The organism is Oceanimonas smirnovii ATCC BAA-899 (assembly GCF_000381965.1).
GTDB classification, from domain to species: domain Bacteria; phylum Pseudomonadota; class Gammaproteobacteria; order Enterobacterales; family Aeromonadaceae; genus Oceanimonas; species Oceanimonas smirnovii.
On sequence record NZ_KB908466.1, the window covers coordinates 20,315 to 45,748 of the forward strand.

A 25,434-nucleotide genomic window follows, 5' to 3' on the forward strand; every position below is an offset into this window, starting at 1 on the left:
GGTTTCGATGTAAAAGACAGACCGGTACCAAAGCCAATGGTTCCCTTTAGAGACATGGTTATTTACCCCCGGCTGTCTTACTATTTCAGGCTGATACACTGCTTCACTCTTTATGCTATGGGAGCTGGTTATGACTAAACACGTATTTCATCTGGGTATTACCGATGAGGATCTGCGGGGGGCTGCCGTGGCGATTATTCCCGGTGATCCTGAGCGGGTAGAGCGGATTGCCGGCTACCTTGCCAATCCGCACAAGCTGGCCAGTAAGCGGGAGTTTACTTCCTGGCTGGGGGAGCTTGACGGCAAGCCGGTAGTAGTGTGCTCCACCGGCATTGGCGGACCTTCTACTTCCATTGCGGTAGAAGAGCTGGCGCAGTTGGGCGTGCGTACCTTTTTGCGGGTGGGCACCACGGGTGCCATTCAGCCCAATGTGGAGGTGGGCGATACCATCGTCACCACCGGGGCCGTGCGTCTGGACGGTGCCAGCACACACTTTGCACCCATGGAATTTCCGGCGGTCGCCGATTTTGACTGCACCTGTGCCCTGGTGGATGCGGCCCGCGAGCTGGGCGTCACACCTCATGTGGGCATTACCGCCTCGTCCGATACCTTTTATCCCGGACAGGAACGTTACGACACTTACGCCGCCCATGTGGTACGCCGTTTTCAGGGCAGCATGAAAGAGTGGCAGTCCATGGGCGTACTGAACTATGAGATGGAATCAGCCACCCTGTTTACCATGTGTGCCAGCCAGGGGCTGAAAGCCGGCTGTGTGGCCGGCGTGATAGTTAACCGCACCAAGCAGGAGATTCCTGACGAAAATACCATGAAAAATACCGAGCAAAGGGCCATTGAAATTGTGGTGGGAGCCGCCCGCCGGCTGGTGTGATCAGCACACTAGCAGTTCCCGCGCGTTGGCCAACGTATTGTCGGTAATGCGGTTGCCGCCCAGCAGCCGGGCCAGTTCCTGCAGCCGGTGCTGCTCGTCCAGCTCCTGCATGCGGGTTTCAGTATGGTCGGCATCGCTGCTCTTGCTCACAAAAAAGTGCTGGTGGCCGTTGCCTGCTACCTGGGGCAGGTGTGTAATCACCAGTACCTGGGTAGACTCGCCCAGCTGGCGCAGCAGTTTGCCTACCACGGCGGCGGTGGGGCCGCTGACGCCCACATCCACCTCATCAAAAATCAGCGTCGGGGTTTCCACTTTCTGTGCGGTAATCACCTGAATTGCCAGGCTGATGCGTGACAGCTCACCGCCGGAGGCCACTTTGGCCAGCGGGCTCAGGGGCTGGCCCGGGTTGGTGCTCACCAGAAACTCGACCCTGTCGATGCCAAGGGGTGAAAAGCCCGCTGCTGCATCTGCGTGCACCTCTATTTCAAAACGGCCCTTTTCCATGCTGAGCTGGTGCAGGCTTTGGGTGATTTTCTTGTTCAGGGTAGCGGCGTAGCGCTGGCGGCTTTGGCTCAGGCGCTCGGCAGCCTGAATAAAACCGGCTTTGGCTTGCTCCACTTCCTCGTCAAGATGCTCCAGCCGATGGCTGCTTTCATCCATATTGGCCAGCCTGGCTTTCAGCTCCTGATGAAAACCATGGAGTTCAGCTGCAGGTACATGATGCTTGCGGGACAGCTCCATCAGTTTGCTCATGCGGCTTTCCACCTCATGCAGGCGCTCCGGATCCAGCTCCAGCCGATCCAGATAGCGGCTCAGCTCATTGTGACTTTCTTCCAGCTGGATCAAGCCGGCTTCTGCCATTTCCAGCACCGGTGCCAGCTGCGCATCCATAGTCACCAGCTCGTTCAGGGTTTTCAGGCCCTGACGTACCAGCTGCAGGGCATTGGTTTCATCGTTGTCGGCCAGCACATCCATCACCAGCTGGCAGTCGGTGACCAGCTCAGCCCCGTTGGACAGCCGCTTGTGCTCGGCTTCCAGCTCAGGAAATTCGTCTTCGGCCAGGGCCAGCTCGTCGAGCTCGGCCACCTGGTATTCCAGCAACTGGCGTTCTGCCTGCCATTTTTCCTGCTCTTCCTGCAGTCGTTTGCGTTCATTACTGAGCTGACGCCAGTGCTGATAATTGCGGCTGACGCCATTGACCAGTTGATGATGTCCGGCGTAGGCGTCGAGCAGGGCTCGCTGATGATCGGGCTTTTGCAGCTCCTGATGAGCATGCTGACCGTGAATATTGATAAGCAGGGCACCCAGTGCCTTGAGCTGCGACAAGGGCACGGGCGTGCCGTTAATGTAGCCGCGGGAGCGGCCTTCCCGGCTCAGAGTACGGCGCAGAATGCATTCATCCTGCTCGTCCAGCTCCTGCTCGCTAAGCCAGGCTTTTACCCGGGGAAGTTTGTCGATGCGAAAGCGGGCGCTGATGTCGGCCTTGTCGGCACCGGGGCGTACCGAGTCGGCGTCGGCCCGCTCTCCCAGGGCAAGGGCCAGGGCATCGATAGCAATGGATTTACCGGCACCGGTTTCACCGGTAATGCTGGTCATGCCCTGGCGCAAGTCCAGCTCAAGAAAGGAAACAATGGCAAAATTGCTGATGGTGAGCTGAAGCAACATGGAGATTCCCCTGCAACAAAAAGAATGCTGTATGGGAATACAGTATACTGTAGTTTTATACAGTGCAAGCTCAGAACAGTTTACTGCCCCAGCCCAGTTTGCTGCGCAGCACTTCAAAATAGCTGTGGCCACGGGGGTGCAACAGCTTCAGCCGGTGCGGGCTCTTGTTAATGTGAATTTCATCGCCGGGCTGCACTGCCAGTGAGACATGGCCGTCGCAGCTGACCAGCATGTGTTCGCTCTTGTTGGCGGGGGAGAGCACCATTTTGATCTGGGCGTCGGCGTCAATAACGATGGGCCGGCAGCTCAGGGTGTGCGGAAACATGGGCACCAGGGTAATGGCGTTGAGGTTGGGAGTGAGAATAGGGCCGCCCGCAGACAGCGAATAGGCGGTGGAGCCGGTGGGGGTGGCCACTATCATGCCGTCGGCACGCTGGCTGTACATAAAGTGGCCGTTAATATAGACCTCAAACTCTATCATGTGAGCAATTTTGCCCGGATGCAGCACGGCTTCGTTCATGGCAGTGTTGCTGGCCTTGAGCTGACCGTGACGGTGCACCTGCGCTTCCAGCAGAAAGCGATGTTCGGTTTGATAATCACCGGCCAGCAACCGCTCCAGCGGCTGTTCAAAACTGTCGGGAGACAAGTCGGTCAGAAAGCCCAGATTGCCCCGGTTAACCCCCACCACCGCAACATCAAAGCGTGACAGCACCCGGGCTGAACCCAGCATATTACCGTCGCCGCCCACTACAATGGCCAGATCGGCGCGTTCGCCCAGCTCCACCATTTCCAGCAGTTCAGCGTCATCCAGCCCCAGCTGTTCGCCTACCCGGCGCTCTATCACTACATTCAGGCCCAGTTGGTCGAGATAACGGTACAGTGCCACCAGCGTTTGGTTGGCCCCTTTATGATCCGGCTTGCCGATAAGAGCAATGGTATTGAAATCGGTATCCATTAATTGCGTTCCCGCTGGCCGTGTTGTTCGGTAAAAGTGAATATTCATCATTCTAATCAGAGTCTTGCCCTTGTACCAGCGCCGGTCTTGCAAGTCTGTCGGGTTTTCCCCCTTGAAAAGCATACTGACACCCCCATATAGGCTGCAGGCTAATTGATACTCACGGGAGACGAGATGAGCAGCAAGCAGAATCAGGTAGACCAGGAGCAGGAGCTTCAGACCGAACAGGAGCAGCACGCCGCCGCTGAGGCAGAGCTGCAGGAAGGTACTCAGGCCGATGCCGCCCTGGTAGCCGAGCTTGAGAAAAAGCTGGCCGAGGCAGAAGCCGCCGCCAAAACCGAAAAGGACACCGCCCTTCGTGCCGTGGCGGAAATGGAAAATATTCGTCGCCGTGCCGCTCAGGACGTCGAAAAAGCCCAGAAGTTTGCACTGGAAAAGTTTGTGAACGAGCTGCTGCCGGTGATCGACAGCCTGGAGCGGGCTATTGAGCACACCAGCGATGAAACTGATGCTTTTAAAGCGGTACACGAAGGGGTGGAGCTGACCCTGAAGTCGTTGATAAGTGCAGTAGAAAAATTTGGTGTCGCGCAAATCGATCCTCAGGGCCAGCCTTTTGATCCCAACAAGCATCAGGCCATGAGCATGGTGGAAAGTGACGAAGTGGCCCCCAATGCGGTGCTGGCCGTCATGATGAAAGGCTATGAGCTGAACGGTCGTGTGCTGCGCCCCGCCATGGTGATGGTGGCCAAGGGCCCGGCTATCGACACTCAGGCCTGAGCCGGTCTTCTGAACAAAAAAATGTGACTGTCGTCTTGAAAGCCGCGACCGGCAGCCACATATAGACGTTAACGCGAAATACCTAAAACGTTTGTTACCGAATTTGTAATATCAAGAGAGGATTCTATGGGTAAAATCATCGGCATCGATCTGGGTACCACCAACTCCTGCGTTGCGATCCTGGATGGGGATACTCCACGGGTCATTGAAAACGCCGAGGGTGCCCGCACCACTCCCTCCATCATTGCTTATACCGATGATGGCGAAACCCTGGTAGGTCAGCCGGCCAAGCGCCAGGCGGTGACCAACCCCAAAAACACTCTGTTTGCCATCAAGCGTCTGATTGGCCGTCGTTTTGAAGATGAAGAAGTGCAGCGTGACATCAAGATCATGCCCTTTAACATCGTGAACGCCGACAACGGTGACGCCTGGGTAGAAGCCAAAGACAAGAAAATGGCACCGCCTCAGGTGTCTGCCGAAGTGCTGAAAAAAATGAAGAAAACCGCCGAAGACTACCTCGGCGAGCCGGTGACCGAAGCCGTTATTACCGTGCCGGCTTACTTCAACGATGCCCAGCGTCAGGCCACCAAAGACGCCGGCCGCATTGCCGGTCTGGATGTAAAGCGCATCATTAACGAGCCGACCGCTGCTGCTTTTGCTTACGGTGTGAACAAGTCCAAGGGCGACCGCAAAGTCGCGGTGTACGACCTGGGCGGTGGTACCTTTGATATCTCCATCATCGAAATCGATGACATGGACGGTGAAAAGACCTTTGAAGTACTGGCTACCAACGGTGACACACACCTGGGTGGTGAAGACTTTGATAACCGTCTGATCAACTACCTGGTGGACGAGTTCAAACGTGAGCAGGGCTTTGATCTGCGTAACGACATGCTGGCGCTGCAGCGGCTGAAAGAAGCCGCCGAAAAAGCCAAGTGCGAGCTGTCTTCCGCGCAGCAGACTGAAGTAAACCTGCCTTACATCACGGCAGACGCTTCCGGTCCCAAGCACCTGAACATCAAGGTGACCCGTGCCAAGCTGGAGTCGCTGGTAGAAGACATGGTCAAGAAGTCTCTGGATCCGGTGCGTACCGCGCTGCAGGATGCGGGTCTGTCTGTGTCCGACATTGATGACGTGATCCTGGTGGGCGGTCAGACTCGTATGCCGTTGGTGCAAAAGGCCGTGAGCGACTTCTTCGGCAAAGAGCCGCGTAAAGACGTGAACCCCGATGAAGCCGTGGCTGTGGGTGCTGCCATTCAGGGTGCCGTATTGTCCGGTGACAAGAAAGACGTGCTGCTGCTCGACGTAACTCCGCTGTCTCTGGGTATCGAGACCATGGGCGGTGTGATGACGGCACTGATTGAGAAGAACACCACGATTCCGACCAAAAAGTCTCAGGTGTTCTCTACCGCTGACGACAACCAGTCTGCCGTGACCATTCACGTCATTCAGGGTGAGCGCAAGCGGGCTGCCGATAACAAATCGCTGGGTCAGTTTAATCTGGAAGGCATTCGTCCGGCGCCCCGTGGTCTGCCGCAAATCGAGGTCACCTTTGACATTGACGCCGACGGTATTCTGCACGTGTCCGCCAAAGACAAGGACACCGGCAAGGAGCAGAAGATCACCATTCAGGCCTCTTCCGGTCTGAGCGAGGAAGAGATCGAAGCCATGGTGCGTGCCGCCGAAGCCAACGCCGCCGACGACAAGAAGTTCGAGGAGCTGGTGACAGCACGCAACCAGGCTGACGGTCTGGCTCATGCTACCCGCAAGCAGCTGGAAGAAGCCGGTGATGCTCTGGCCGCCGACGACAAGAGCGCTATTGAGTCTGCTCTGAGCGACCTGGAAACCGCCGTTCGTGGTGAAGACAAGGCCGAGATTGAAGCCAAGCAACAGGCGCTGCTGGAAGCCTCCCAGAAGCTGATGGAGGCCGCTCAGGCCCAGGCGCAGTCTCAGGCTCAGGATGCGGGCACTCAGGATGCCGGTAACAAGAAAGCCGATGATGATGTTGTGGATGCCGAGTTCGAAGAAGTCAAAGACGACAAAAAATAAGGCAACCCCGGCGCACAGACGCTGACAGTGCGGGCGTTGGGATACCAACGCCCGCCTTTGTGTTAATCAGCAGGTAAACACGCAAGCTATGTCGAAACGAGATTATTATGAAGTGCTCGGGGTTTCCAAGGGAGCCGACGAGCGCGAAATCAAGAAAGCCTACAAGCGAATGGCGATGAAATATCATCCTGATCGCAACAAGGATGATGCCGACGCGGCCGATAAATTCAAGGAAGCCACGGAAGCCTATGAAGTGCTGACTGACGCCCAGAAGCGGGCCGCCTACGACCAGTTTGGCCACGATGCGGTTAATGGTCAGCACGGTGGTCAGGGTGGCTTTGGTGGCGGTGCCGATTTCAGTGATATTTTCGGTGACGTATTCGGCGACATCTTTGGCGGTGGCCGTGGCCGGCAGCAGCGCGCTGCCCGCGGGTCGGATCTGCGCTACAACATGGAGCTGACCCTGGAAGAGGCGGTCAGGGGCGTGACCAAAGAGATCAAGGTACCCACACTGGTGGGCTGTGATGTCTGTGACGGCAGCGGTGCCAAGCCCGGTACTCAGGCCAAAACCTGTCCCACCTGTCATGGTCACGGCCAGGTACAGATGCGCCAGGGTTTCTTCACCGTACAGCAGCCTTGCCCCCATTGTCGTGGCAAGGGCAAGGTGGTCAGTGACCCCTGCACCAAGTGTCATGGTGAAGGCCGCTATCAGAAAACCAAGACCCTGTCGGTGAAAATTCCGGCCGGTGTCGACACCGGTGATCGCATTCGTCTGTCCGGTGAAGGCGAAGCGGGTGAGTCTGGCGCCCCGGCAGGTGATCTGTATGTGCAGATGCACGTGCGCGATCACGATATCTTTGTGCGGGACGGCAACAACCTGTTCTGCGAGGTACCCATCAGCTATAGCGCGGCTGCGCTGGGGGGCGAGGTGGAAGTGCCGACCCTGGATGGCCGGGTTAAACTGAAGATTCCGGCTGAAACCCAGACCGGACGCATGTTCCGGCTCAAGGGCAAGGGCGTACGCTCAGCGCGTAACGGTCAGCTTGGCGATCTGGTGTGCAAGGTCTATATCGAAACGCCGGTAAACCTGACCGACGAGCAGAAAGAGCTGCTGCGTCAGCTGGAAGAATCCTGTGGTGGCTCTGCCGCCAAAAAGCACAGACCCAAGTCTGAAGGCTTTTTTGACGGGGTAAAGCGTTTCTTTGACGATTTGACCCGTTAAGCCTGCTGTATTAGGGTGGATAACTGACCACCGGCTTGCAGCCGCCAAACAATAAGCGATCTGAGCCCTGTTCCGGCAGGGCTCTTGTTATTTCAGTAGTTCGAAAGGAACCGGGTTTCCATTATGACACAAACACCGATGACCATTCGTGGTGCGCAAAAACTGCGTGAAGAGCTGGATCACCTCAAGTCCGTGCGTCGCCCGCAAATTATTGAAGCGATTGCCGAGGCCAGAGAGCATGGCGATCTGAAAGAGAATGCTGAATATCACGCCGCCCGTGAGCAGCAGGGATTTTGTGAAGGTCGCATTCAGGAAATTGAAGCCAAGCTGTCCAATGCCCAGATTATTGATGTAACCCGCATGCCCAAAAACGGCAAGGTCATCTTTGGTTCTACCGTGACGCTGTTCCGGGTGAATGACGAGCAGGAAATTACCTATCGCATCGTGGGAGACGACGAATCTGATATCAAAGCCAATCTGATTTCCGTCAATTCACCAATTGCCCGTGGTTTGATCGGCAAGGAAGAAGACGATGTGGCAGTGATCAAGACCCCTGCTGGTGAAGTGGAATACGAGATTATCAAGATCGAGTATCTGTAAGTAATTACGAAGCAGCCTCGTCAGGCTGCTTCGTTGTTTTGTTCAGCTCTCTGATAAACCCTCTGAAGACGAACTCCGACAATACCAGTCGCTCTGCCACTGCCAGTTCAAACGTCACACTGGTCAGCCAGAACTGATTCCCTCTGTGCTGGCGCACCAGCGTCATACTCAGTGGAATGGTCAGCTCCGTGTTCAGCTTCATCAGTACGTTGCGTGTTGCTCGATGAGCAAATAAACAGCGGCGTGACAAAAGCCTCATGCCATTGACCGATAAGTCCTGAATATCGGCCGCCACTCTTTTACCGTTCCGATAGACCAGGCTCAGGCCTTCCGGCGCAGGAAGCCGCCAGGCGCGGGGATGAAGACCGTCAGAGGTGATAAGCGGTGCTGTCAGTTGCGCTTCGTTTAACTGGGCGGGCAGCTGCACCGGAAAGTGCAGCACCTGATTATTCAGTTCCATGCGCAGCTCCAGTGCCGAGGCTTTTTCCAGCAGAGCACGCAGGCTGGCATCCATCGCTATCATTAAAGGTACATCTGTACGATCAGCCGAGTCGCGGAACAGCCCTGCCAGCATGGCAAGCTCGTCGTCATCGAGATATTTGTCAGACATGATAATGGCACCTGAAATACACTGTTAAAGCGTAGGTGCAATGGCGCGAAGAAAGAAAGGTAAAAACAGCAGTAACAGCAGGCGAAGCCTGACAAGGCCTCGCCATGGAGCAGGTTAGCCCCGGGGCAAAATAATTTTACGCTGCTCACTCTGACGATAGATGGTCAGCATATGGCCAATGCTCTGTACCTTGATGGCACCGGTTTCGCGTACAATGGCGTCCATGATCAGCTGTTTGACTTCCCTGTCTTCGGCGGCAACCTTTACCTTGATCAGTTCGTGATGGTTCAGGGCCAGGTCAATCTCGGCCAGAACACCTTCGGTCAGGCCATGCTGGCCAAGCAACACCACCGGCTTCAGGCTGTGAGCCAGTCCTTTCAGGTATTGTTTTTGCTTATTGTTCAGGGTCATTGCAAAATGCTTCAGTTAATCAGGTTGAAAGGGGGCTATTGTACCCCCATCTAGACACTAATGGTAATAGCAGAGCGACAAATTAATGGGCAAAAAGAAACGTTCGGCCAGCTCAACCCGCTGGCTGAAAGAGCACTTTGACGATAAATATGTACAACAGGCACAAAAGAAGGGCCTGCGCTCGCGTGCCGTATTCAAGCTGGAAGAGTTACAGGGGCGGGACAAACTGCTGCGTGCTGGCATGACGGTGGTGGATCTGGGGGCTGCTCCGGGCGGCTGGAGCCAGTATGCCACCGAACAGGTCGGTCAGAGCGGCAAAGTTATTGCCTGCGATATTCTGCCCATGGATCCCATTGCCGGTGTTGACTTTCTGCAGGGTGATTTTCGTGAAGAAGCGGTTCTCAATGCCTTGCTTGAACGGGTAGGGGACGATAAGGTCGACGTATTGCTGTCGGACATGGCACCGAACATGAGCGGCACGCCGGAAGTAGACCAGCCAAGAGCCATGTATCTGGTGGAGCTGGCACTGGATATGTGCCGTGAGGTGCTGGCGTCCAGAGGCAGCTTTGTGGTGAAAGTATTCCAGGGGGCCGGATTTGATGAATTTCTCAGCGAGGTACGCCGGTCTTTTGCTACGGTCAAGGTAAGAAAACCCGACTCTTCGCGGCCCAGATCCCGAGAAGTCTACATTGTGGCTACAGGTTTTAAACTGTAGTACCCTGTTTCTGTCATAAACTGTCAGCCGGTGAGGTTAGTAATTTGAGTGACATGGCGAAAAATTTGATCCTGTGGTTGGTCATTGCCGTGGTGTTGATGTCCGTATTTCAGAGCTTCAGCCCAGGTGAACCGTCCGGCCGCCAGACGGATTATTCCACTTTTGTACAGGAAGTGGCTCAGGGCCAGATCCGCGAAGTGCGGATGGATGGTCAGACCATCAACGGCGTTAAGCGAAGTGGTGATCGTTTTACCACCATAATGCCTTCTGAAGATCCTCAGCTGCTCAACGATCTGCTTAACAATAATGTGCGGGTAGTGGGTGAGAAGCCGGAAGAACCAAGCCTGCTGACGTCCATCTTTATTTCCTGGTTCCCCATGTTGCTGCTGATCGGCGTCTGGGTATTCTTTATGCGCCAGATGCAAGGTGGTGGCGGTAAGGGTGCCATGACCTTTGGCAAGAGCAAGGCGCGGCTGATGGGTGAAGATCAGGTGAAAACCACCTTCGCCGATGTGGCCGGCTGTGATGAAGCCAAGGAAGACGTAAAAGAGCTGGTGGATTATCTGCGTGATCCCAGTCGCTTTCAGAAGCTGGGTGGTCGCATTCCTACCGGTATTCTGCTGGTGGGCCCGCCCGGTACCGGTAAAACCCTGCTGGCCAAGGCCATTGCCGGTGAAGCCAAGGTGCCGTTCTTTACCATTTCCGGTTCTGACTTTGTTGAGATGTTCGTAGGTGTAGGTGCATCCCGTGTGCGCGACATGTTTGAACAGGCCAAAAAGTCGGCCCCCTGCATCATTTTTATCGATGAAATCGATGCGGTAGGCCGTCAGCGTGGTGCCGGTCTGGGTGGTGGTCACGATGAGCGTGAGCAGACCCTGAACCAGATGCTGGTTGAAATGGACGGCTTTGAAGGTAACGAAGGCGTGATTGTCATTGCCGCTACCAACCGTCCCGACGTGCTTGACCCGGCACTGCTGCGTCCGGGCCGTTTCGACCGCCAGGTAGTGGTAGGCCTGCCCGATGTGCGTGGCCGTGAGCAAATCCTTAAGGTGCATATGCGTCGCGTGCCCCTGGGTGATGACGTAGAGCCGTCACTGATTGCCCGTGGTACACCCGGCTTCAGTGGTGCAGATCTGGCCAACCTGGTGAACGAGGCTGCCCTGTTCGCTGCCCGTGGTGGTCGCCGTCTGGTGTCCATGGAAGAGTTTGAAAAAGCCAAAGACAAGATCATGATGGGTGCCGAGCGCCGCTCCATGGTGATGTCCGAGTCCGAGAAGGAAATGACGGCTTATCATGAAGCCGGCCATGCCATAGTGGGCCGCGTGGTGCCCGAGCACGATCCCGTGTACAAGGTGTCCATTATTCCCCGTGGCCGGGCTCTGGGTGTGACCATGTATTTGCCCGAGCAGGACAGATTCAGCTACAGCAAGCAGCATCTGGAGTCGATGATTTCCAGTCTGTATGGCGGTCGTCTGGCCGAAGAAATTATCTACGGCTTTGACAAGGTGACCACAGGGGCATCCAACGATATCGAGCGGGCCACTGAAATTGCCCACAAGATGGTAACTCAGTGGGGTCTGTCCGAGAAAATGGGTCCTTTGCTGTATGCAGAAGAAGAGGGTGAGGTGTTCCTCGGACGCAGTGCCGCCAAGAGCAAGCACATGTCTGATGAAACCGCCAAGCTGATTGATGCGGAAGTGAAAGAAGTGATTGAGCGTAATTTCCAGCGCGCCAAGCAAATTCTTCATGACAACATCGATATTCTGCATGCCATGAAAGATGCGCTGATGAAGTACGAGACCATTGACGCTCACCAGATCGATGATCTGATGGCGCGTCGGGATGTACGTCCGCCTGCCGACTGGAAAGACGAGCATGGCAACAAGCCTCAGGGGCCTGCCGCCGGGACCGGCGACAAAAAGGAAGAGGATGATGAGCAGAAAGTGTCGTCTCCCGACCTGAACAAGCCCGGTGATGCCACCAGCAATTAAACTTTTATGATAAATTAAGCCCCGGTCATGGTTACCGGGGCTTTTTATTTTCAGGACACTCTGCTTTATGTTGTTATCTTCTTCTACTCGTACGCTGGATCTTTCTACCCCACAGATTATGGGGGTGCTGAATATTACACCCGATTCTTTTTCTGATGGTGGCCGTTACCATGGTGAGGATGCCGCGTTGCGTCACGCCCTGCAGATGGTGACCGATGGTGCCACCATCATTGACGTAGGCGGAGAGTCAACCCGCCCCGGGGCCGATGAGGTGGCTGCACAGGAAGAGCTGGAGCGGGTGGTACCTGTGATTGAACGGCTGCGGGCCGAGCTGGATTGCTGGATATCCGTGGACACCAGTAAGGCGGCAGTGATGGGCGAGGCGGTAAACGCCGGCGCTGACTTGATCAACGACATTCGCGCCCTGCGTGAACCGGGCGCACTGGAAACCGCCGCTGCCAGTGGTGCGGCGGTTTGCCTGATGCATATGCAGGGCCAGCCTCGTACCATGCAACAGGCACCGGATTATGCCAATGTGATTGCCGAGGTGGCGGAGTTTCTGGCGGCACAGGTGGCCGCTTGCGAAGCCGCCGGCATTTCCCGGGAACGCATTTGCCTGGATCCCGGCTATGGCTTTGGCAAGTCTCTGGAGCATAACTATGAATTGCTGGGGCGGGTAGGTGAGCTGCACCGGCTGAGTCTGCCGCTGCTGGCAGGCATGTCCCGCAAATCCATGCTGGGGCAGCTGCTGAATCGGGAAGTCAACGAGCGTCTGGCCGGGACCCTGTCGGCCCACCTGTTTGCGGTGGCACAGGGAGTACAGATTGTGCGGGTACACGACGTTAAGGAAATGGCAGACGCCCTGCGCGTATGGCGTAAGGCAGCACATTATCAGGAACAGTTTTTATGAGCAGAAAATACTTTGGTACTGACGGCATTCGTGGCCGGGTAGGTGAATACCCCATTACGCCTGAATTCGTGATGAAGCTGGGCTGGGCTGCCGGTAAGGTGCTGTCGCAGACGGGTACCAAAAAGGTACTGATTGGCAAGGATACCCGTATTTCCGGCTATATGCTGGAGTCAGCGCTGGAAGCAGGCTTGTCTGCTGCCGGTCTGCAGGCAGCGCTGCTTGGCCCCATGCCGACTCCGGCCATTGCCTACCTCACCCGAACTTTCAGAGCCGAGGCGGGCATTGTGATCAGTGCTTCACACAATCCTTATTATGACAACGGCATCAAGTTCTTCTCTCACGATGGCACCAAGCTGCCCGACGAAGTAGAGCTTGCCATTGAAGCCATGCTCGATCAGCCCATGGACTGTGTGCCGTCGGATCAGCTGGGAAAAGCCAGCCGCATCAATGATGCGGCCGGCCGGTATATCGAATTTTGTAAAAGTACTTTTCCGTCCGGTCTGCATCTGGACGGCCTGACCATAGTGCTGGACTGTGCCCACGGTGCTACCTATCACATAGCACCGGCGGTATTTGAAGAGCTGGGGGCAAAGGTGATTCGTACCGGTGGCAACCCCAATGGCCTCAACATTAATGACGGTGTCGGCTCCACTGCACCGGCAGCGTTGCAGGCAGCGGTGCTGGCGCATAACGCGGATTTGGGTATTGCCTTTGACGGCGACGGCGATCGTCTGGCCATGGTGGATCATACCGGTGCCCTGATCGACGGTGATGAAATTCTTTACATTATCGCCCGGGATGCACAGCAGCGGGGCAAGCTGCAGGGCGGAGTGGTTGGCACCCTGATGACCAATATGGCGCTGGAGCTGGCCCTGGCCGATCTGAATATTCCCTTTGAACGGGCAAAAGTCGGGGATCGCTATGTAATGGAGTTGCTCAAGGAGCATGGCTGGAAACTGGGTGGCGAAAACTCCGGCCATATTATCAGCCTGGATCACAACAGCACCGGCGACGGCATTGTCGCGGCGCTGCAGGTCATGCGGGCGCTGCTGAACAGTGGCGGTAACCTGGCGCAACTGCGCAATGGTCTGACGCTGTTCCCGCAGGTACTGATCAATGTGCGCTATGCTGCCGGCACCGATCCGCTGGCCGATGCAGACGTAAAACAGCGGGTGGCCGCCGCGGAAGCCGAGCTGGCCGGCAATGGCCGGGTGCTGCTGAGAAAGTCGGGCACTGAGCCGCTCATTCGGGTGATGGCAGAAGGGGCTGACGAGTCGCAGGTGCGCCGCCTGGCGGAGCATATCGCCGAAGCGATACCGGCCTGACCGGCTTCGCCGGAGCTTTAACGGCTTCGCCGTAGCTGTAAGCTCGCCCGGCTGCGCCGAGGCTGGAAGCTGTCAGCTGTAAGCAACCCGACCGGGTTTTGGCATTCATACGGGCAACTGAGATATATAACCGTATGCGGAGCCTTTAAACCACTTCGGGCGGCTGAACGCTTACAGCTTATAGCTTACAGCTTGGGTTAAACGGTTGTTGAATCATCGCTTTGCCGGCTTTTTATGCAGTCGGCAGTTTTTTTTGAAATTGCGCTTGTATCCGGATGAGGGTATGGCTAGTATTAGCCCCGCTCCCAAGGGCAGAGTGGTCCGGGACGCAAGCGCCAACCAAAGGTAGCAACATGTACGAGATTCTTTTGGTGGTGTACCTGCTGATTTCACTGACCTTGATAGGTCTGGTGCTGATACAGCAAGGAAAAGGTGCAGACATGGGCGCCTCTTTCGGAGCAGGTGCATCCAATACAGTATTCGGATCCAGCGGTTCAGGTAACTTCCTGACCAAAACGACCACACTTCTGGCAGCTGGGTTCTTTGTGGTCAGCCTGGTGCTTGGTAACTTGTCTACCAACGCAGCCAAGCAAAGCAGTGAGTGGGAAGACCTGTCGGCTCCCGAAGTTATAGAAGCTCCTGCTCAGAACGACGTGCCTGTTACTGGTAACAGCAGCGACGTTCCGCAATAAAGTTTTAGCCGAGGTGGTGGAATTGGTAGACACGCTATCTTGAGGGGGTAGTGCCCGTATGGGCGTGCGGGTTCAAGTCCCGCTCTCGGCACCAATTTATAGACAGTTGAGAAGTTAGCTCAATTTGACTATAATCTCGCACGATTTCGGACGCGGGGTGGAGCAGCCTGGTAGCTCGTCGGGCTCATAACCCGAAGGTCGTCGGTTCAAATCCGGCCCCCGCAACCAATTTCACGTTCGTCGTCTGCTCACGATGAATGGTCGCTGCGAGGCGACAATCAGGGTACAGGTGAATAGCCCCGATTTGAAAATCGGGGCTTTTTGTTATCTGTATTCCGGCATTGGCAGGATCAATGCACTTTAAACTGGGCTGCGAGCCCTTTTTTTGTTTTTGAAGGGGGGTAGCTTTGGCTACATTGGAACAACGATTAACCGAAATGCTCAGTGAGCCGGTTGCGGCCCTGGGCTTTGAGCTGCTGGGGCTCGAGTATATTCGCGCCGGCCGGCATTCGACGCTGCGGCTGTACATCGACAGCGAGAAGGGCATCGATGTCAATGATTGTGCCGAAGTCAGCCGGCAGGTAAGCGCCGTGCTGGATGTGGAAGATCCCATTTCCACCGAGTATGATCTGGAAGTCTCATCCCCGGGGCTCGCACGACCCTTGTTCAAGCCGGCCCACTATCAGGCCATTATCGGTCAGGAAGCCGAACTGGCATTGCGTATGGCAGTGAATAATCGCCGTAAACTCAAGGGCACAGTGGTGTCTGCTGACGACACCATGGTCCGGCTCGAGGTGAATGGCCAGGAGTTTCCTGTGGCCTACGCCAACATTCAAAAAGCAAATCTGGTTCCGAATTTTGACTGACGAGGCCATCGGACATGAATAAAGAAATATTGCTGGTTGTAGACGCCGTTTCCAACGAAAAGGCGGTGCCTCGCGAAAAAATCTTTGAGGCGCTGGAAACCGCGCTGGCTACGGCCACCAAGAAAAAATATGACGGCGACATCGACGTTCGGGTTGCCATTGATCGTAAAAGCGGTGACTTCGACACTTTCCGCCGCTGGCAGGTAGTAGAAAATCAGGAAGCCCTGACTAACCCTTACCGGGAAATCACCCTGGAAGCGGCTCAGATTGATGAGCCGGAAATTGAAGTGGGTGATTATGTTGAAGATCAGATTGAATCTGTCGTCTTTGACCGCATTACTACTCAGACCGCCAAACAGGTTATCGTGCAGAAAGTACGTGAAGCCGAACGCATGCAGGTGGTGGAGCAGTTCCAGGATCAGGAAGGCGAAATCATTACCGGCGTGGTAAAAAAGGCCACCCGCGATAACGTGATTCTGGACCTGGGCAACAACGCCGAGGCAGTGATCTTCCGTGAAGATTTGCTGCCTCGTGAGTCGTTCCGCTCCGGTGACCGGGTGCGTGGTCTGCTCTATGCGGTTCGCCCCGAAGCCCGTGGTGCCCAGCTGTTTGTCAGCCGTTCCAGCCCGGACTTTCTGAAAGAGCTGTTCCGCATTGAAGTGCCGGAAATTGGCGAAGAAATCATTGAAATCATGGCCGCCGCCCGGGATCCGGGCAGCCGTGCCAAGATAGCGGTTAAAACCAACGATCGCCGTATCGATCCCATCGGTGCTTGTGTGGGCATGCGTGGTGCCCGGGTGCAGGCAGTATCCGGCGAGCTTGGCGGTGAGCGCGTAGACATAGTGCTGTGGGATGACAACCCGGCCCAGTTCGTGATCAATGCCATGGCTCCGGCGGATGTGGCGTCCATTATCGTGGACGAAGATGCCCACTCCATGGACATCGCCGTGGAAGCGGGCAACCTGGCTCAGGCAATTGGTCGTAATGGTCAGAACGTGCGTCTGGCGTCTCAGCTCACCGGCTGGGAGCTGAACGTGATGACCGATGAAGATCTGGCGCAAAAGCACCAGGCTGAAAACGACAAGACCATGAATTTGTTCGTGAACAACCTGGACATTGACGACGACTTCGCTGCTCTGCTGGTGGGTGAAGGTTTCTCCACTCTGGAGGAGATTGCCTATGTGCCTGTCAGTGAGCTGCTGAGCGTAGAAGGGCTGGATGAAGACACGGTTGAAGAGCTGCGTACTCGAGCCAAAGATGCACTGACTACCAAAGCACTGGCCCAGGAAGAATCTTTTGAAGGGGTAGAGCCGGCAGACGATCTGCTGGGGCTGCCTGGAATGACCCGCGAACTGGCTTATCAGCTGGCTGGCCGCGGTGTTGCGGATCTGGAAGAGCTGGCAGAGCAGGGCATTGATGACCTTGAAGGCATTGAAGGTCTGGACGAAGCCCAGGCGGGCGAACTCATCATGGCTGCCCGTAATATCTGCTGGTTCGGAGAACAGAACCAGGAATAAGATCATCGGAGGTAAATGAATGGCAGAAGTATCATTAACGCAACTTGCCAGTGACATCGACACGCCGGTTGATCGTCTGATCCAGCAGTTTCGTGAGGCGGGCATGGAGAAATCCGGTAACGATTCCGTTTCTGAAACTGAAAAAGCCGCTCTGCTTGCTCATCTTAAAAAGCAGCACGGTGGCAATGACGATAAAGAACCCAAACGGATGACCCTGCAGCGTAAAACCATCAGTACCCTCAGTGTTCAGGGTGCCGGTGGCAAGAACAAGGCAGTGCAGGTAGAAGTGCGCAAGAAGCGCACCTATGTAAGACGTGACGCGCTCGAAGAGCAGCGTCGTGAAGAGGAAGAAAAGGCGCGCCAGGAAGCCGAGGCTCAGGCGCGTCGTGAGGCCGAGGAAGCGGCCAAACGAGAAGCAGCCGAACAAGCCAAGCGTGCAGCCGAAGAAAAGGCCAAACGTGAAGCTGAAGAAAAAGCTCGTCAGGCTCAGCTGCAGGCTCAGAAAAACACCGAGCAGGGGGCAGCCCCGAAAAGCAAAGAGCAGAAAAAGGCGGACGACATGGCCAAGCGCGAAGAAGAAAAACTCAAACAGCAGCGCGAACAGGAAGCACTGCGCAAAGCCGAGCTGGAAGCCCAGCAAAAGGCAGAAGAAGTGCGCAAGCTAGCAGAAGAAAATGAAAAACGCTGGGCGGAAGAAGCGGCCAAAAAGCCGGAAGACGCCGACTATCATGTCACCACCAATCAGCACGCCCGTGCGGCTGAAGATGAGGCCGACAAGAGCGAAGAGCAGAAAGCCCGTCGCACCGGTGGCAAGAAACGCAAGGGTGGCAAGACCAAGGAAGACAGGGAAAACCGCGAAAGCCGCAATGAGCGTCAGCGCAAGGGCAAACGCGCCAAGGTAATGACGCCCAAGTCCATGAAGCACGGCTTCCAGAAACCGGCTCAGCCGGTAACCCGTGAAGTGGAAATTGGTGAAACCATCACTGTTGCCGAGCTGGCTAACCGCATGGCAGTAAAAGGTGCCGAAGTCATCAAAACCATGATGAAGATGGGTGCCATGGTGACCATCAACCAGGTGATCGATCAGGAAACTGCTCAGCTGGTGGCCGAAGAAATGGGTCACAAGGTGGTGCTGCGTCGTGAAAACGAGCTGGAAGAGCGGGTACTGTCTGATCGTGATACTGACGCTGAGCGTAAGACCCGTGCTCCTGTGGTGACCATTATGGGCCACGTTGACCACGGCAAAACCTCTACTCTCGACTACATTCGTCGTACCAAGGTAGCGTCTGGTGAGGCCGGTGGTATTACTCAGCATATCGGTGCCTATCATGTAGAAACCGAGAACGGCATGATCACCTTCCTGGATACCCCGGGACACGCGGCCTTTACCTCCATGCGGGCCCGCGGTGCCAAGGCTACCGATATCGTAGTGCTGGTGGTGGCGGCCGATGACGGTGTGATGCCGCAAACCATTGAAGCCATTCAGCACGCCAAGGCCGCTGAAGTGCCGCTGATTGTGGCGGTAAACAAGATGGACAAGCCGGAAGCCGATCCGGATCGAGTCAAGAGCGAACTGTCCCAGCACGGCGTTATGTCGGAAGAGTGGGGCGGCGAGAACATGTTTGTTCATATTTCTGCCAAGGCCGGTACCGGCATTGACGAGCTGCTGGAAGCCATTCTGCTGCAGGCCGAAGTACTGGAACTGACTGCAGTATATGACGCCATGGCCTCTGGCGTGGTGATTGAATCCCGTCTCGACAAGGGGCGTGGACCGGTTGCTACCGTGCTGGTACAAGACGGTACTCTGCATCAGGGCGACATCGTACTGTGTGGCCTGGAATATGGCCGGGTACGTGCCATGAAGGATGAGCTGGGCCGCGAAGTAAAATCCGCCGGTCCGTCCATTCCGGTGGAAATTCTGGGTCTGTCCGGCGTGCCCACTGCCGGTGATGAAGCCACTGTTGTGCGGGACGAGAAGAAAGCCCGTGAAGTGGCACTGTACCGCCAGGGCAAGTTCCGCGAAGTCAAGCTGGCCCGTCAGCAAAAAGCCAAGCTGGAGAACATGTTCGCCAACATGAACGAAGGCGAAGTGGCCGAGGTGAACCTGGTACTGAAAGCAGACGTACAGGGTTCTATCGAAGCTATTGCCGATTCGCTGATGAAACTGTCCACCGACGAAGTGAAGGTGAAGATAGTTGGCTCCGGCGTGGGTGGCATCACCGAAACCGACGCCAGCCTGGCTGCGGCGTCCAACGCCATCATTCTGGGCTTTAACGTGCGTGCCGATGCCTCTGCCCGCCGCATGATTGAAGCGGAAGAGATTGACCTGCGCTACTACAGCGTTATCTATGAGCTGCTGGATGAAGTGAAGCAGGCCATGACCGGCATGCTGGCTCCTGAGTTCAAGCAGGAAATCATCGGTCTGGCGGAAGTGCGGGACGTGTTCCGCTCACCCAAACTGGGTGCTATCGCCGGCTGTATGGTGACCGAAGGTAACGTCAAGCGCAGCAACCCGATCCGCGTGCTGCGTGACAACGTGGTGATTTACGAAGGCGAGCTGGAGTCTCTGCGTCGCTTCAAGGATGACGTTCAGGAAGTGCGTAACGGCATGGAATGCGGCATCGGCGTGAAGAACTACAATGACGTACGAGTAGGCGACCAGATCGAGGTTTATCAGATTGTGGAAGTACAGCGCACCCTGTAAGGTGGCGGTGAACCACGTCTGAACACAGTAATCAACGGGGGCCGGCAGGCCCCCTTTGTCTTGGAAGTAAAGTATGGCCAGAGAATTCAGCCGAACCCGCCGGGTAGGTCAGGAACTGCAAAAAGAAATTGCCGTTATCCTGCAGCGGGAAATCAAAGACGAGCGTCTGGGCATGGTCACCGTCTCCGGTGTGGAAGTGTCCCGTGATCTCAATTATGCAAAAGTGTTTGTGACCTTTCTCGACAACGATGCCGAGCGGGTAGAGCAGGGCATGGAAGTACTGAAAGAAGCCAGCGGTTATATTCGCAGCCTGGTGGCCAAGGCCATGCGCCTGCGGGTCACCCCCGAGCTGCGCTTCTCCTATGACCAGAGCCTGGTGGAAGGCATGCGTATCTCCACCCTGGTGTCGAGCACGGTGGAAGAAGACAAGCGCCGCAGTGCCGGCCGCAACGATGAAGACGAGAAGGAGCAGGACTGAGATGGGGCGTCAGCGACGTTTTCGCGGCCGTGAGGTAGACGGCATTTTGCTGCTCGACAAGCCGGCGGGCATCACATCCAACGATGCCCTGCAGCAGGTCAAGCGCATCTATGCCGCCGCCAAGGCCGGCCACACAGGAGCACTGGATCCGCTGGCTACCGGCATGCTGCCGATCTGTCTGGGTGAGGCCACCAAGTTTTCCCAGTTTTTGCTCGATGCCGACAAGCGCTACCGGGTGGTGGCAAAACTGGGCGAGCGGACCGACACCAGCGACGCCGACGGCGAAGTGGTTGAGACCCGTCCAGTCAATGTGTCCACCGGCGAGCTGATTGAAGCCCTGGATCATTTCCGCGGCGACATCATGCAGGTGCCGTCCATGTACTCAGCGCTCAAATATCAGGGCAAGCCCCTGTACCAGTACGCCCGGGAAGGCATAGAAGTACCCCGGGAAGCGCGCCCCATCACGGTATTTGAGCTCAAGCTCATTCGCTTTGAAGGGGACGAAGTGGAGCTGGAAGTACATTGCAGCAAGGGCACCTACATTCGTACCATAGTGGACGATCTGGGTGAGCGCCTGGGTTGCGGTGCCCACGTTGCCGTGCTGCGCCGGCTGGCGGTAGCCGGTTATCCGGCGGAGCGCATGCTGACCCTTGAGCAGCTGCAGTGCATTCTCGATAACTGCAAGGCCAATGACATTTCACCCCGGCTGGAGCTGGATCCGCTGCTGCTGCCCATGGATACCGCTGTGCAGAGTCTGCCGGAAGTGAACCTGTCCGAGCTGGTGGCGGGTTATCTGCTGCACGGCCAGGCGGTGCAGGTGTCCGGCGCGCCCCTCGACGGCTTTGTGCGCATGACGGTGGGCGATGACCGCCGCTTTGTCGGTGTCGGTGAAATCGACGATGACGGCAAGGTAGCGCCGCGCCGTCTGGTACGTTAATTGACGGTGATTTAAGGTTGCCAAGTGCGCCTTTGCTGGTAGAATGCCGTCCTTCCTTCCGGCTGAATTAGTGATCGGCTGGAATTCATTCATGCTTATTTTGGAGTAGACACAATGTCACTAAATGCTGAAACCAAAGCCCAGATCGTTGCCGAATTCGCCCGTGGCGAAGGCGACACCGGCTCTCCCGAAGTGCAGGTAGCTCTGCTGAGCGCCCAGATCAACCACCTGCAGGGCCACTTCAAGCAGCACATCCACGATCACCACAGCCGTCGCGGTCTGCTGCGCATGGTATCCCAGCGTCGTAACCTGCTGGACTACCTGAAGCGTAAAGACGTAGAGCGCTACCGTGACCTGATCAGCAAGCTGGGCCTGCGTCGTTAATCGACTCCAAAGCCTTGTTAAAAAGGGAGCCTCGGCTCCCTTTTTTAATGCCCGTAAAACATGGCTTGAAGCCATAAGCTGTCAGCTGTAAGTCAAACAAGTCTACCGCTTCCTGCTTCCCGCTGTTTTCTGTTTGTCATTCTGTCCTTTAAACAGGAATCAAGTATACTGTGCCGGCGTATTAAAGAATCAAACAATTAAAGGAATCTACCGCGTGAATCCTATCGTAAAGACCTTCCAGTACGGTCAGCATACCGTTACTCTTGAAACCGGCGTGATTGCCCGCCAGGCCACCGCCGCTGTCATGGCCAGCATCGACGACACTTCCGTGCTGGTGAGTGTGGTTGGCAAGCGTGAAGCCGACGAAAGCCGCGACTTCTTTCCGCTCACGGTGAACTACCAGGAGCGTACCTACGCCGCCGGCCGTATTCCCGGCAGCTTCTTCAAGCGTGAAGGCCGCCCCACCGAAGGCGAAACACTGACTGCGCGTCTGATTGACCGCCCCATTCGTCCGCTGTTTCCCGAAGGATTCAAAAACGAAGTTCAGGTGATTGCCACCGTGGTTTCCGCCAACCCGGAAATTGCCCCGGACATTATCTCCATGCTGGGCACCTCTGCGGCTCTTGCCATCTCCGGCATTCCCTTCGCCGGCCCCATCGGTGCCGCCCGCGTAGGTTACATGAACGGTGAATACGTGCTGAACCCCAGCATCAGCGAGCTGAAAGACAGCCAGCTGGATCTGGTGGTGGCCGGTACTGCCGGTGCCGTGCTGATGGTAGAGTCCGAAGCCTCCGTTCTGCCCGAAGATGTGATGCTGGGTGCCGTTATGTACGGTCACGAGCAGCTGCAAACCGCCGTGAACGCCATAAACGAATTTGCTGCCGAAGTGGGCACTCAGCCCTGGGACTGGCAGCCCAAAGCCGAAAACGAAGCGCTCAAGGCCAAAATTGCCGAGCTGGCCTCTGCCGAGCTGGGTGAAGCCTATCGCATCACCGACAAGACCGCCCGTCGTGACGCTATCTCCGACATCAAGGCCAAGGTTCAGGCTGCCATTCTGACCGACACCCCGGAAGCGGAAATCAAGGATATTCAGGAGCTGCTGGGCAAGCTGGAAAAAACCATTGTGCGTGGTCGTGTGGTACGCGGTGAGCCCCGCATCGACGGCCGTGAGCCCGATATGATCCGCGCCCTGAACGTGGCCACCGGCCTGCTGCCCCGTGCCCATGGCTCTGCCCTGTTTACCCGTGGTGAAACTCAGGCGCTGGTTGCCGCTACCCTGGGCACAGAGCGTGATGCTCAGCTGATTGACGAGCTGACCGGTGAGCGCGCCAACCGCTTTATGCTGCACTATAACTTCCCTCCCTACTGTGTGGGCGAGACCGGCATGGTCGGCAGCCCCAAGCGTCGTGAAATTGGTCATGGCCGTCTGGCCAAGCGCGGCGTTGCCGCCGTGATGCCGAGCCAGGAAGAGTTCCCGTACACAGTGCGTGTGGTGTCCGAGATCACCGAGTCCAACGGCTCTTCCTCCATGGCGTCTGTGTGTGGTACTTCACTGGCCCTGATGGACGCCGGTGTGCCGATCAAGGCGTCGGTGGCCGGTATCGCCATGGGTCTGGTAAAAGAAGAAGAAGGCTTTGTGGTACTGTCCGACATTCTGGGTGATGAAGACCACCTGGGCGACATGGACTTCAAGGTGGCCGGTACCAACGAGGGTGTGACTGCCCTGCAGATGGACATCAAGATCGAAGGCATCACCAAAGAGATCATGGAAGTGGCCCTGAAGCAGGCCCGCAATGCTCGTCTGCACATTCTGAAAGTGATGGATGAAGCCCTGCAGGCCCCCCGTGCCGATATCTCCGACTTTGCCCCGCGCATTCACACCATCAAGATCAACCCCGAGAAGATCCGTGATGTGATTGGCAAGGGCGGCGCTACCATTCGCGCCCTGACCGAAGAAACTGGCACCACCATTGAGCTGGATGACAACGGCATTGTGAAAATTGCCGCTGTTGACGGTGAAGCCGCCAAACTGGCCATTCACCGCATTGAGCAGCTGACCGCCGAAGTGGAAAGCGGCACCATCTATGAAGGTCAGGTGGTGCGTCTGGCCGACTTCGGTGCCTTTGTTAACATTCTGCCCGGCAAGGACGGTCTGGTACACATTTCCCAGATCACCGAAGAGCGGGTGAAAAATGTGTCCGATCACCTGAAAGTGGGTGACAAGGTCAAGGTGAAGGTACTGGAAGTGGACCGTCAGGGTCGCATTCGTCTGTCCATCAAGGAAGCCAACAAGCCGGAAGAGGCAGAAGCCGCGCCGGCCGCCGAGGCAACCGAAGAGCCCAAGACCGACAGCGCCGAATAAGCCTGAGCAATAACACCGAAAGCCGGGGAAATTTTCTCCGGCTTTTTTGTATCTGTTGCCTATGTAAAGCTGCTTGCCAATTGGCAGGCGGCTTTGCACAATGAAACCACTTTCAGCAAAAGGAACCCATTTTCATGGAGCTGGCAGATTACCGACGTGAATACCTGCAGGGCGGTCTGCGCCGCAATGACCTGCCCGACGCCCCCCTTGCCTTGTTTGAAACCTGGATGCAGCAGGCCATTGCTGCCGGTGTGCCCGATCCTACCGCCATGGTAGTGGGCACAGTAGACGAGCAGGGACAGCCTTATCAGCGTATTGTGCTGCTCAAGCAGGTGGATGAGCAGGGCTTTGTGTTTTACACCAATATGGGCAGCCGCAAGGCCGCACACCTGAACACGAATCCGCGTATCAGCCTGCTGTTTCCCTGGCACTCACTGGAGCGTCAGGTGCATGTCACCGGCCGGGTGGAAAAGCTCGCCGCCACCGAGGTGATGAAATATTTCTCCAGCCGGCCCAAAGACAGCCAGATTGGTGCCTGGGTGTCAAAGCAATCATCCCGCATTTCAGCCCGCGGTCTGCTGGAAGCCAAGTTTCTGGAAATGAAGCAGAAGTTTGCCAGCGGTGAAGTGCCACTGCCGAGCTTCTGGGGCGGTTTCAGAGTGAAGTTCGACTCGGTGGAATTCTGGCAGGGCGGAGCCAACCGGTTGCATGACCGCTTTATTTATCAGCGCGAACATGATGGTTGGGTCATTTCCCGCCTGGCACCCTGAATATGTGAGAGGCTGGCATGCTGATCTGCAGAACCGAGCGTCCCGGTGATGGCGACGAGATAGACGAGGTGGTGTTTGCCGCCTTTAACCGCCCTGACGAGGCGGATCTGGTGCTGTCCCTGCGCGAGCAGGGGGCCATTACCGTCAGTCAGGTAGCGGAATACGAGGGGGCCATTATCGGCCACCTGGCCATGAGTCCGGTGCTGGTAAACGGTGAAGACATCGGCTGGCTGGGGCTGGCGCCGGTGAGCGTGTGGCCCGACTGCCAGAATCAGGGGGTGGGCACCGAGATGATCCGCGAAGCCATTCAGGCCGCCAGCGACTTTGACTGGGCCGGCATAGTGGTGCTGGGCAATCCGGCCTATTATCAGCGTTTCGGCTTTCGTCCGGCCAGCGAGCTGGGGCTGAGCTGTCCTTATCCTGATGCCGGCGATGCCTTTATGGCACTGGCCTTAAAGCAGCCTGCACCCACCGGTCTGGTGACCTACCACCCAGCCTTTGAGCAGCTGTAAGAGCTGACAGGTATTTCCTGAGACACTCGAAGCTGGCTGACATAGCTTGCCGGCGAAGTGCAACAGCACTGATACTTCACATTGTGCCCCTTG

The 25,434-nt window shown here is 56.4% G+C and carries 23 protein-coding genes and 2 tRNA genes; 21 read left to right on the top strand and 4 right to left on the bottom strand.

Features of this window, described 5'->3' with window-relative positions:
* The first annotated feature begins 130 nt into the window (after nt 1–130).
* Complete coding sequence (gene udp, locus G364_RS0112750) at nt 131–889, top strand: uridine phosphorylase (protein WP_019935537.1); 759 nt, start codon at nt 131–133, stop codon at nt 887–889.
* Here udp and recN read toward each other — a convergent pair whose 3' ends face one another.
* Both recN and nadK read right to left on the bottom strand, forming a co-directional pair.
* Nucleotides 890–2,554, bottom strand: a complete 1,665-nt coding sequence (gene recN / locus G364_RS0112755) for a DNA repair protein RecN (RefSeq protein WP_019935538.1) — start codon at nt 2,552–2,554, stop codon at nt 890–892.
* 70 nt (nt 2,555–2,624) lie between these two features.
* On the bottom strand, nt 2,625–3,509 hold the full coding sequence (nadK, locus tag G364_RS0112760) for an NAD(+) kinase (RefSeq protein ID WP_019935539.1): 885 nt from the start codon (nt 3,507–3,509) through the stop codon (nt 2,625–2,627).
* Between the two features lie 174 nt (nt 3,510–3,683).
* Here nadK and grpE point away from each other — a divergent pair, with 174 nt between their 5' ends.
* From grpE to greA, 4 genes are all read left to right on the top strand, one after another.
* Nucleotides 3,684–4,286: a nucleotide exchange factor GrpE gene (grpE, locus tag G364_RS0112765; RefSeq protein ID WP_019935540.1), complete on the top strand. Its 603-nt coding sequence runs from the start codon at nt 3,684–3,686 to the stop codon at nt 4,284–4,286.
* A 126-nt stretch (nt 4,287–4,412) separates the two neighbouring features.
* Nucleotides 4,413–6,335, top strand: a complete 1,923-nt coding sequence (dnaK, locus tag G364_RS0112770) for a molecular chaperone DnaK (RefSeq protein ID WP_019935541.1) — start codon at nt 4,413–4,415, stop codon at nt 6,333–6,335.
* A gap of 88 nt (nt 6,336–6,423) precedes the next feature.
* Nucleotides 6,424–7,557 (top strand): molecular chaperone DnaJ, encoded by a 1,134-nt coding sequence (gene dnaJ, locus G364_RS0112775; protein ID WP_026344897.1) that lies wholly within the window; start codon nt 6,424–6,426, stop codon nt 7,555–7,557.
* Between the two features lie 123 nt (nt 7,558–7,680).
* The gene (gene greA, locus G364_RS0112780; protein WP_026344898.1) at nt 7,681–8,157 is read left to right on the top strand and encodes a transcription elongation factor GreA; all 477 of its coding nucleotides are present in this window, start codon (nt 7,681–7,683) and stop codon (nt 8,155–8,157) included.
* A 4-nt stretch (nt 8,158–8,161) separates the two neighbouring features.
* Here the strand turns inward: greA and G364_RS0112785 are convergent, their stop codons facing one another.
* Nucleotides 8,162–8,767 carry a PilZ domain-containing protein gene (locus tag G364_RS0112785; RefSeq protein WP_019935544.1) on the bottom strand — a complete coding sequence of 202 codons (606 nt, stop codon included), beginning with the start codon at nt 8,765–8,767 and terminating at the stop codon, nt 8,162–8,164.
* A 114-nt stretch (nt 8,768–8,881) separates the two neighbouring features.
* Nucleotides 8,882–9,178, bottom strand: coding sequence for a ribosome assembly RNA-binding protein YhbY (gene yhbY / locus G364_RS0112790; protein ID WP_019935545.1), 297 nt, complete (start codon nt 9,176–9,178; stop codon nt 8,882–8,884).
* Nucleotides 9,179–9,263: 85 nt separating this feature from the next.
* On the opposite strand from yhbY, the gene rlmE reads away from it, so the two are divergent.
* The 16 genes from rlmE (at nt 9,264) to G364_RS0112870 (ending at nt 25,341) form a co-directional block, all read left to right on the top strand.
* On the top strand, nt 9,264–9,893 hold the full coding sequence (gene rlmE / locus G364_RS0112795; RefSeq protein WP_019935546.1) for a 23S rRNA (uridine(2552)-2'-O)-methyltransferase RlmE: 630 nt from the start codon (nt 9,264–9,266) through the stop codon (nt 9,891–9,893).
* 44 nt (nt 9,894–9,937) lie between these two features.
* Complete coding sequence (ftsH, locus tag G364_RS0112800) at nt 9,938–11,884, top strand: ATP-dependent zinc metalloprotease FtsH (RefSeq protein ID WP_026344899.1); 1,947 nt, start codon at nt 9,938–9,940, stop codon at nt 11,882–11,884.
* 67 nt (nt 11,885–11,951) lie between these two features.
* Nucleotides 11,952–12,794 carry a dihydropteroate synthase gene (gene folP, locus G364_RS0112805; RefSeq protein WP_026344900.1) on the top strand — a complete coding sequence of 281 codons (843 nt, stop codon included), beginning with the start codon at nt 11,952–11,954 and terminating at the stop codon, nt 12,792–12,794.
* Nucleotides 12,791–14,119 carry a phosphoglucosamine mutase gene (glmM, locus tag G364_RS0112810; RefSeq protein WP_019935549.1) on the top strand — a complete coding sequence of 443 codons (1,329 nt, stop codon included), beginning with the start codon at nt 12,791–12,793 and terminating at the stop codon, nt 14,117–14,119. Before folP ends, glmM begins: the two co-directional genes overlap by 4 nt.
* 353 nt (nt 14,120–14,472) lie before the next feature.
* A complete protein-coding gene (gene secG / locus G364_RS0112815; protein WP_019935550.1) occupies nt 14,473–14,811 on the top strand; it encodes a preprotein translocase subunit SecG in 339 nt (112 codons plus the stop codon).
* Nucleotides 14,812–14,818: 7 nt separating this feature from the next.
* A tRNA-Leu gene (locus tag G364_RS0112820) sits at nt 14,819–14,905 on the top strand.
* A 57-nt stretch (nt 14,906–14,962) separates the two neighbouring features.
* A tRNA-Met gene (locus G364_RS0112825) sits at nt 14,963–15,039 on the top strand.
* Nucleotides 15,040–15,218: 179 nt separating this feature from the next.
* Nucleotides 15,219–15,677 (top strand): ribosome maturation factor RimP, encoded by a 459-nt coding sequence (rimP, locus tag G364_RS0112830; protein ID WP_083928721.1) that lies wholly within the window; start codon nt 15,219–15,221, stop codon nt 15,675–15,677.
* Between the two features lie 14 nt (nt 15,678–15,691).
* A complete protein-coding gene (nusA, locus tag G364_RS0112835) occupies nt 15,692–17,194 on the top strand; it encodes a transcription termination factor NusA (protein ID WP_019935552.1) in 1,503 nt (500 codons plus the stop codon).
* Nucleotides 17,195–17,213: 19 nt separating this feature from the next.
* Nucleotides 17,214–19,898, top strand: a complete 2,685-nt coding sequence (infB, locus tag G364_RS0112840) for a translation initiation factor IF-2 (RefSeq protein ID WP_019935553.1) — start codon at nt 17,214–17,216, stop codon at nt 19,896–19,898.
* 73 nt (nt 19,899–19,971) lie between these two features.
* Nucleotides 19,972–20,376 (top strand): 30S ribosome-binding factor RbfA, encoded by a 405-nt coding sequence (rbfA, locus tag G364_RS0112845; RefSeq protein ID WP_019935554.1) that lies wholly within the window; start codon nt 19,972–19,974, stop codon nt 20,374–20,376.
* 1 nt (nt 20,377) lies between these two features.
* Nucleotides 20,378–21,313 (top strand): tRNA pseudouridine(55) synthase TruB, encoded by a 936-nt coding sequence (gene truB / locus G364_RS0112850; RefSeq protein ID WP_019935555.1) that lies wholly within the window; start codon nt 20,378–20,380, stop codon nt 21,311–21,313.
* Nucleotides 21,314–21,427: 114 nt separating this feature from the next.
* The gene (gene rpsO, locus G364_RS0112855; protein WP_019935556.1) at nt 21,428–21,697 is read left to right on the top strand and encodes a 30S ribosomal protein S15; all 270 of its coding nucleotides are present in this window, start codon (nt 21,428–21,430) and stop codon (nt 21,695–21,697) included.
* Between the two features lie 214 nt (nt 21,698–21,911).
* A complete protein-coding gene (gene pnp, locus G364_RS0112860; protein WP_019935557.1) occupies nt 21,912–24,059 on the top strand; it encodes a polyribonucleotide nucleotidyltransferase in 2,148 nt (715 codons plus the stop codon).
* Between the two features lie 134 nt (nt 24,060–24,193).
* Nucleotides 24,194–24,829, top strand: a complete 636-nt coding sequence (gene pdxH, locus G364_RS0112865) for a pyridoxamine 5'-phosphate oxidase (RefSeq protein WP_019935558.1) — start codon at nt 24,194–24,196, stop codon at nt 24,827–24,829.
* Between the two features lie 17 nt (nt 24,830–24,846).
* Complete coding sequence (locus G364_RS0112870) at nt 24,847–25,341, top strand: GNAT family N-acetyltransferase (RefSeq protein ID WP_019935559.1); 495 nt, start codon at nt 24,847–24,849, stop codon at nt 25,339–25,341.
* The last annotated feature ends 93 nt before the right edge of the window (nt 25,342–25,434 follow it).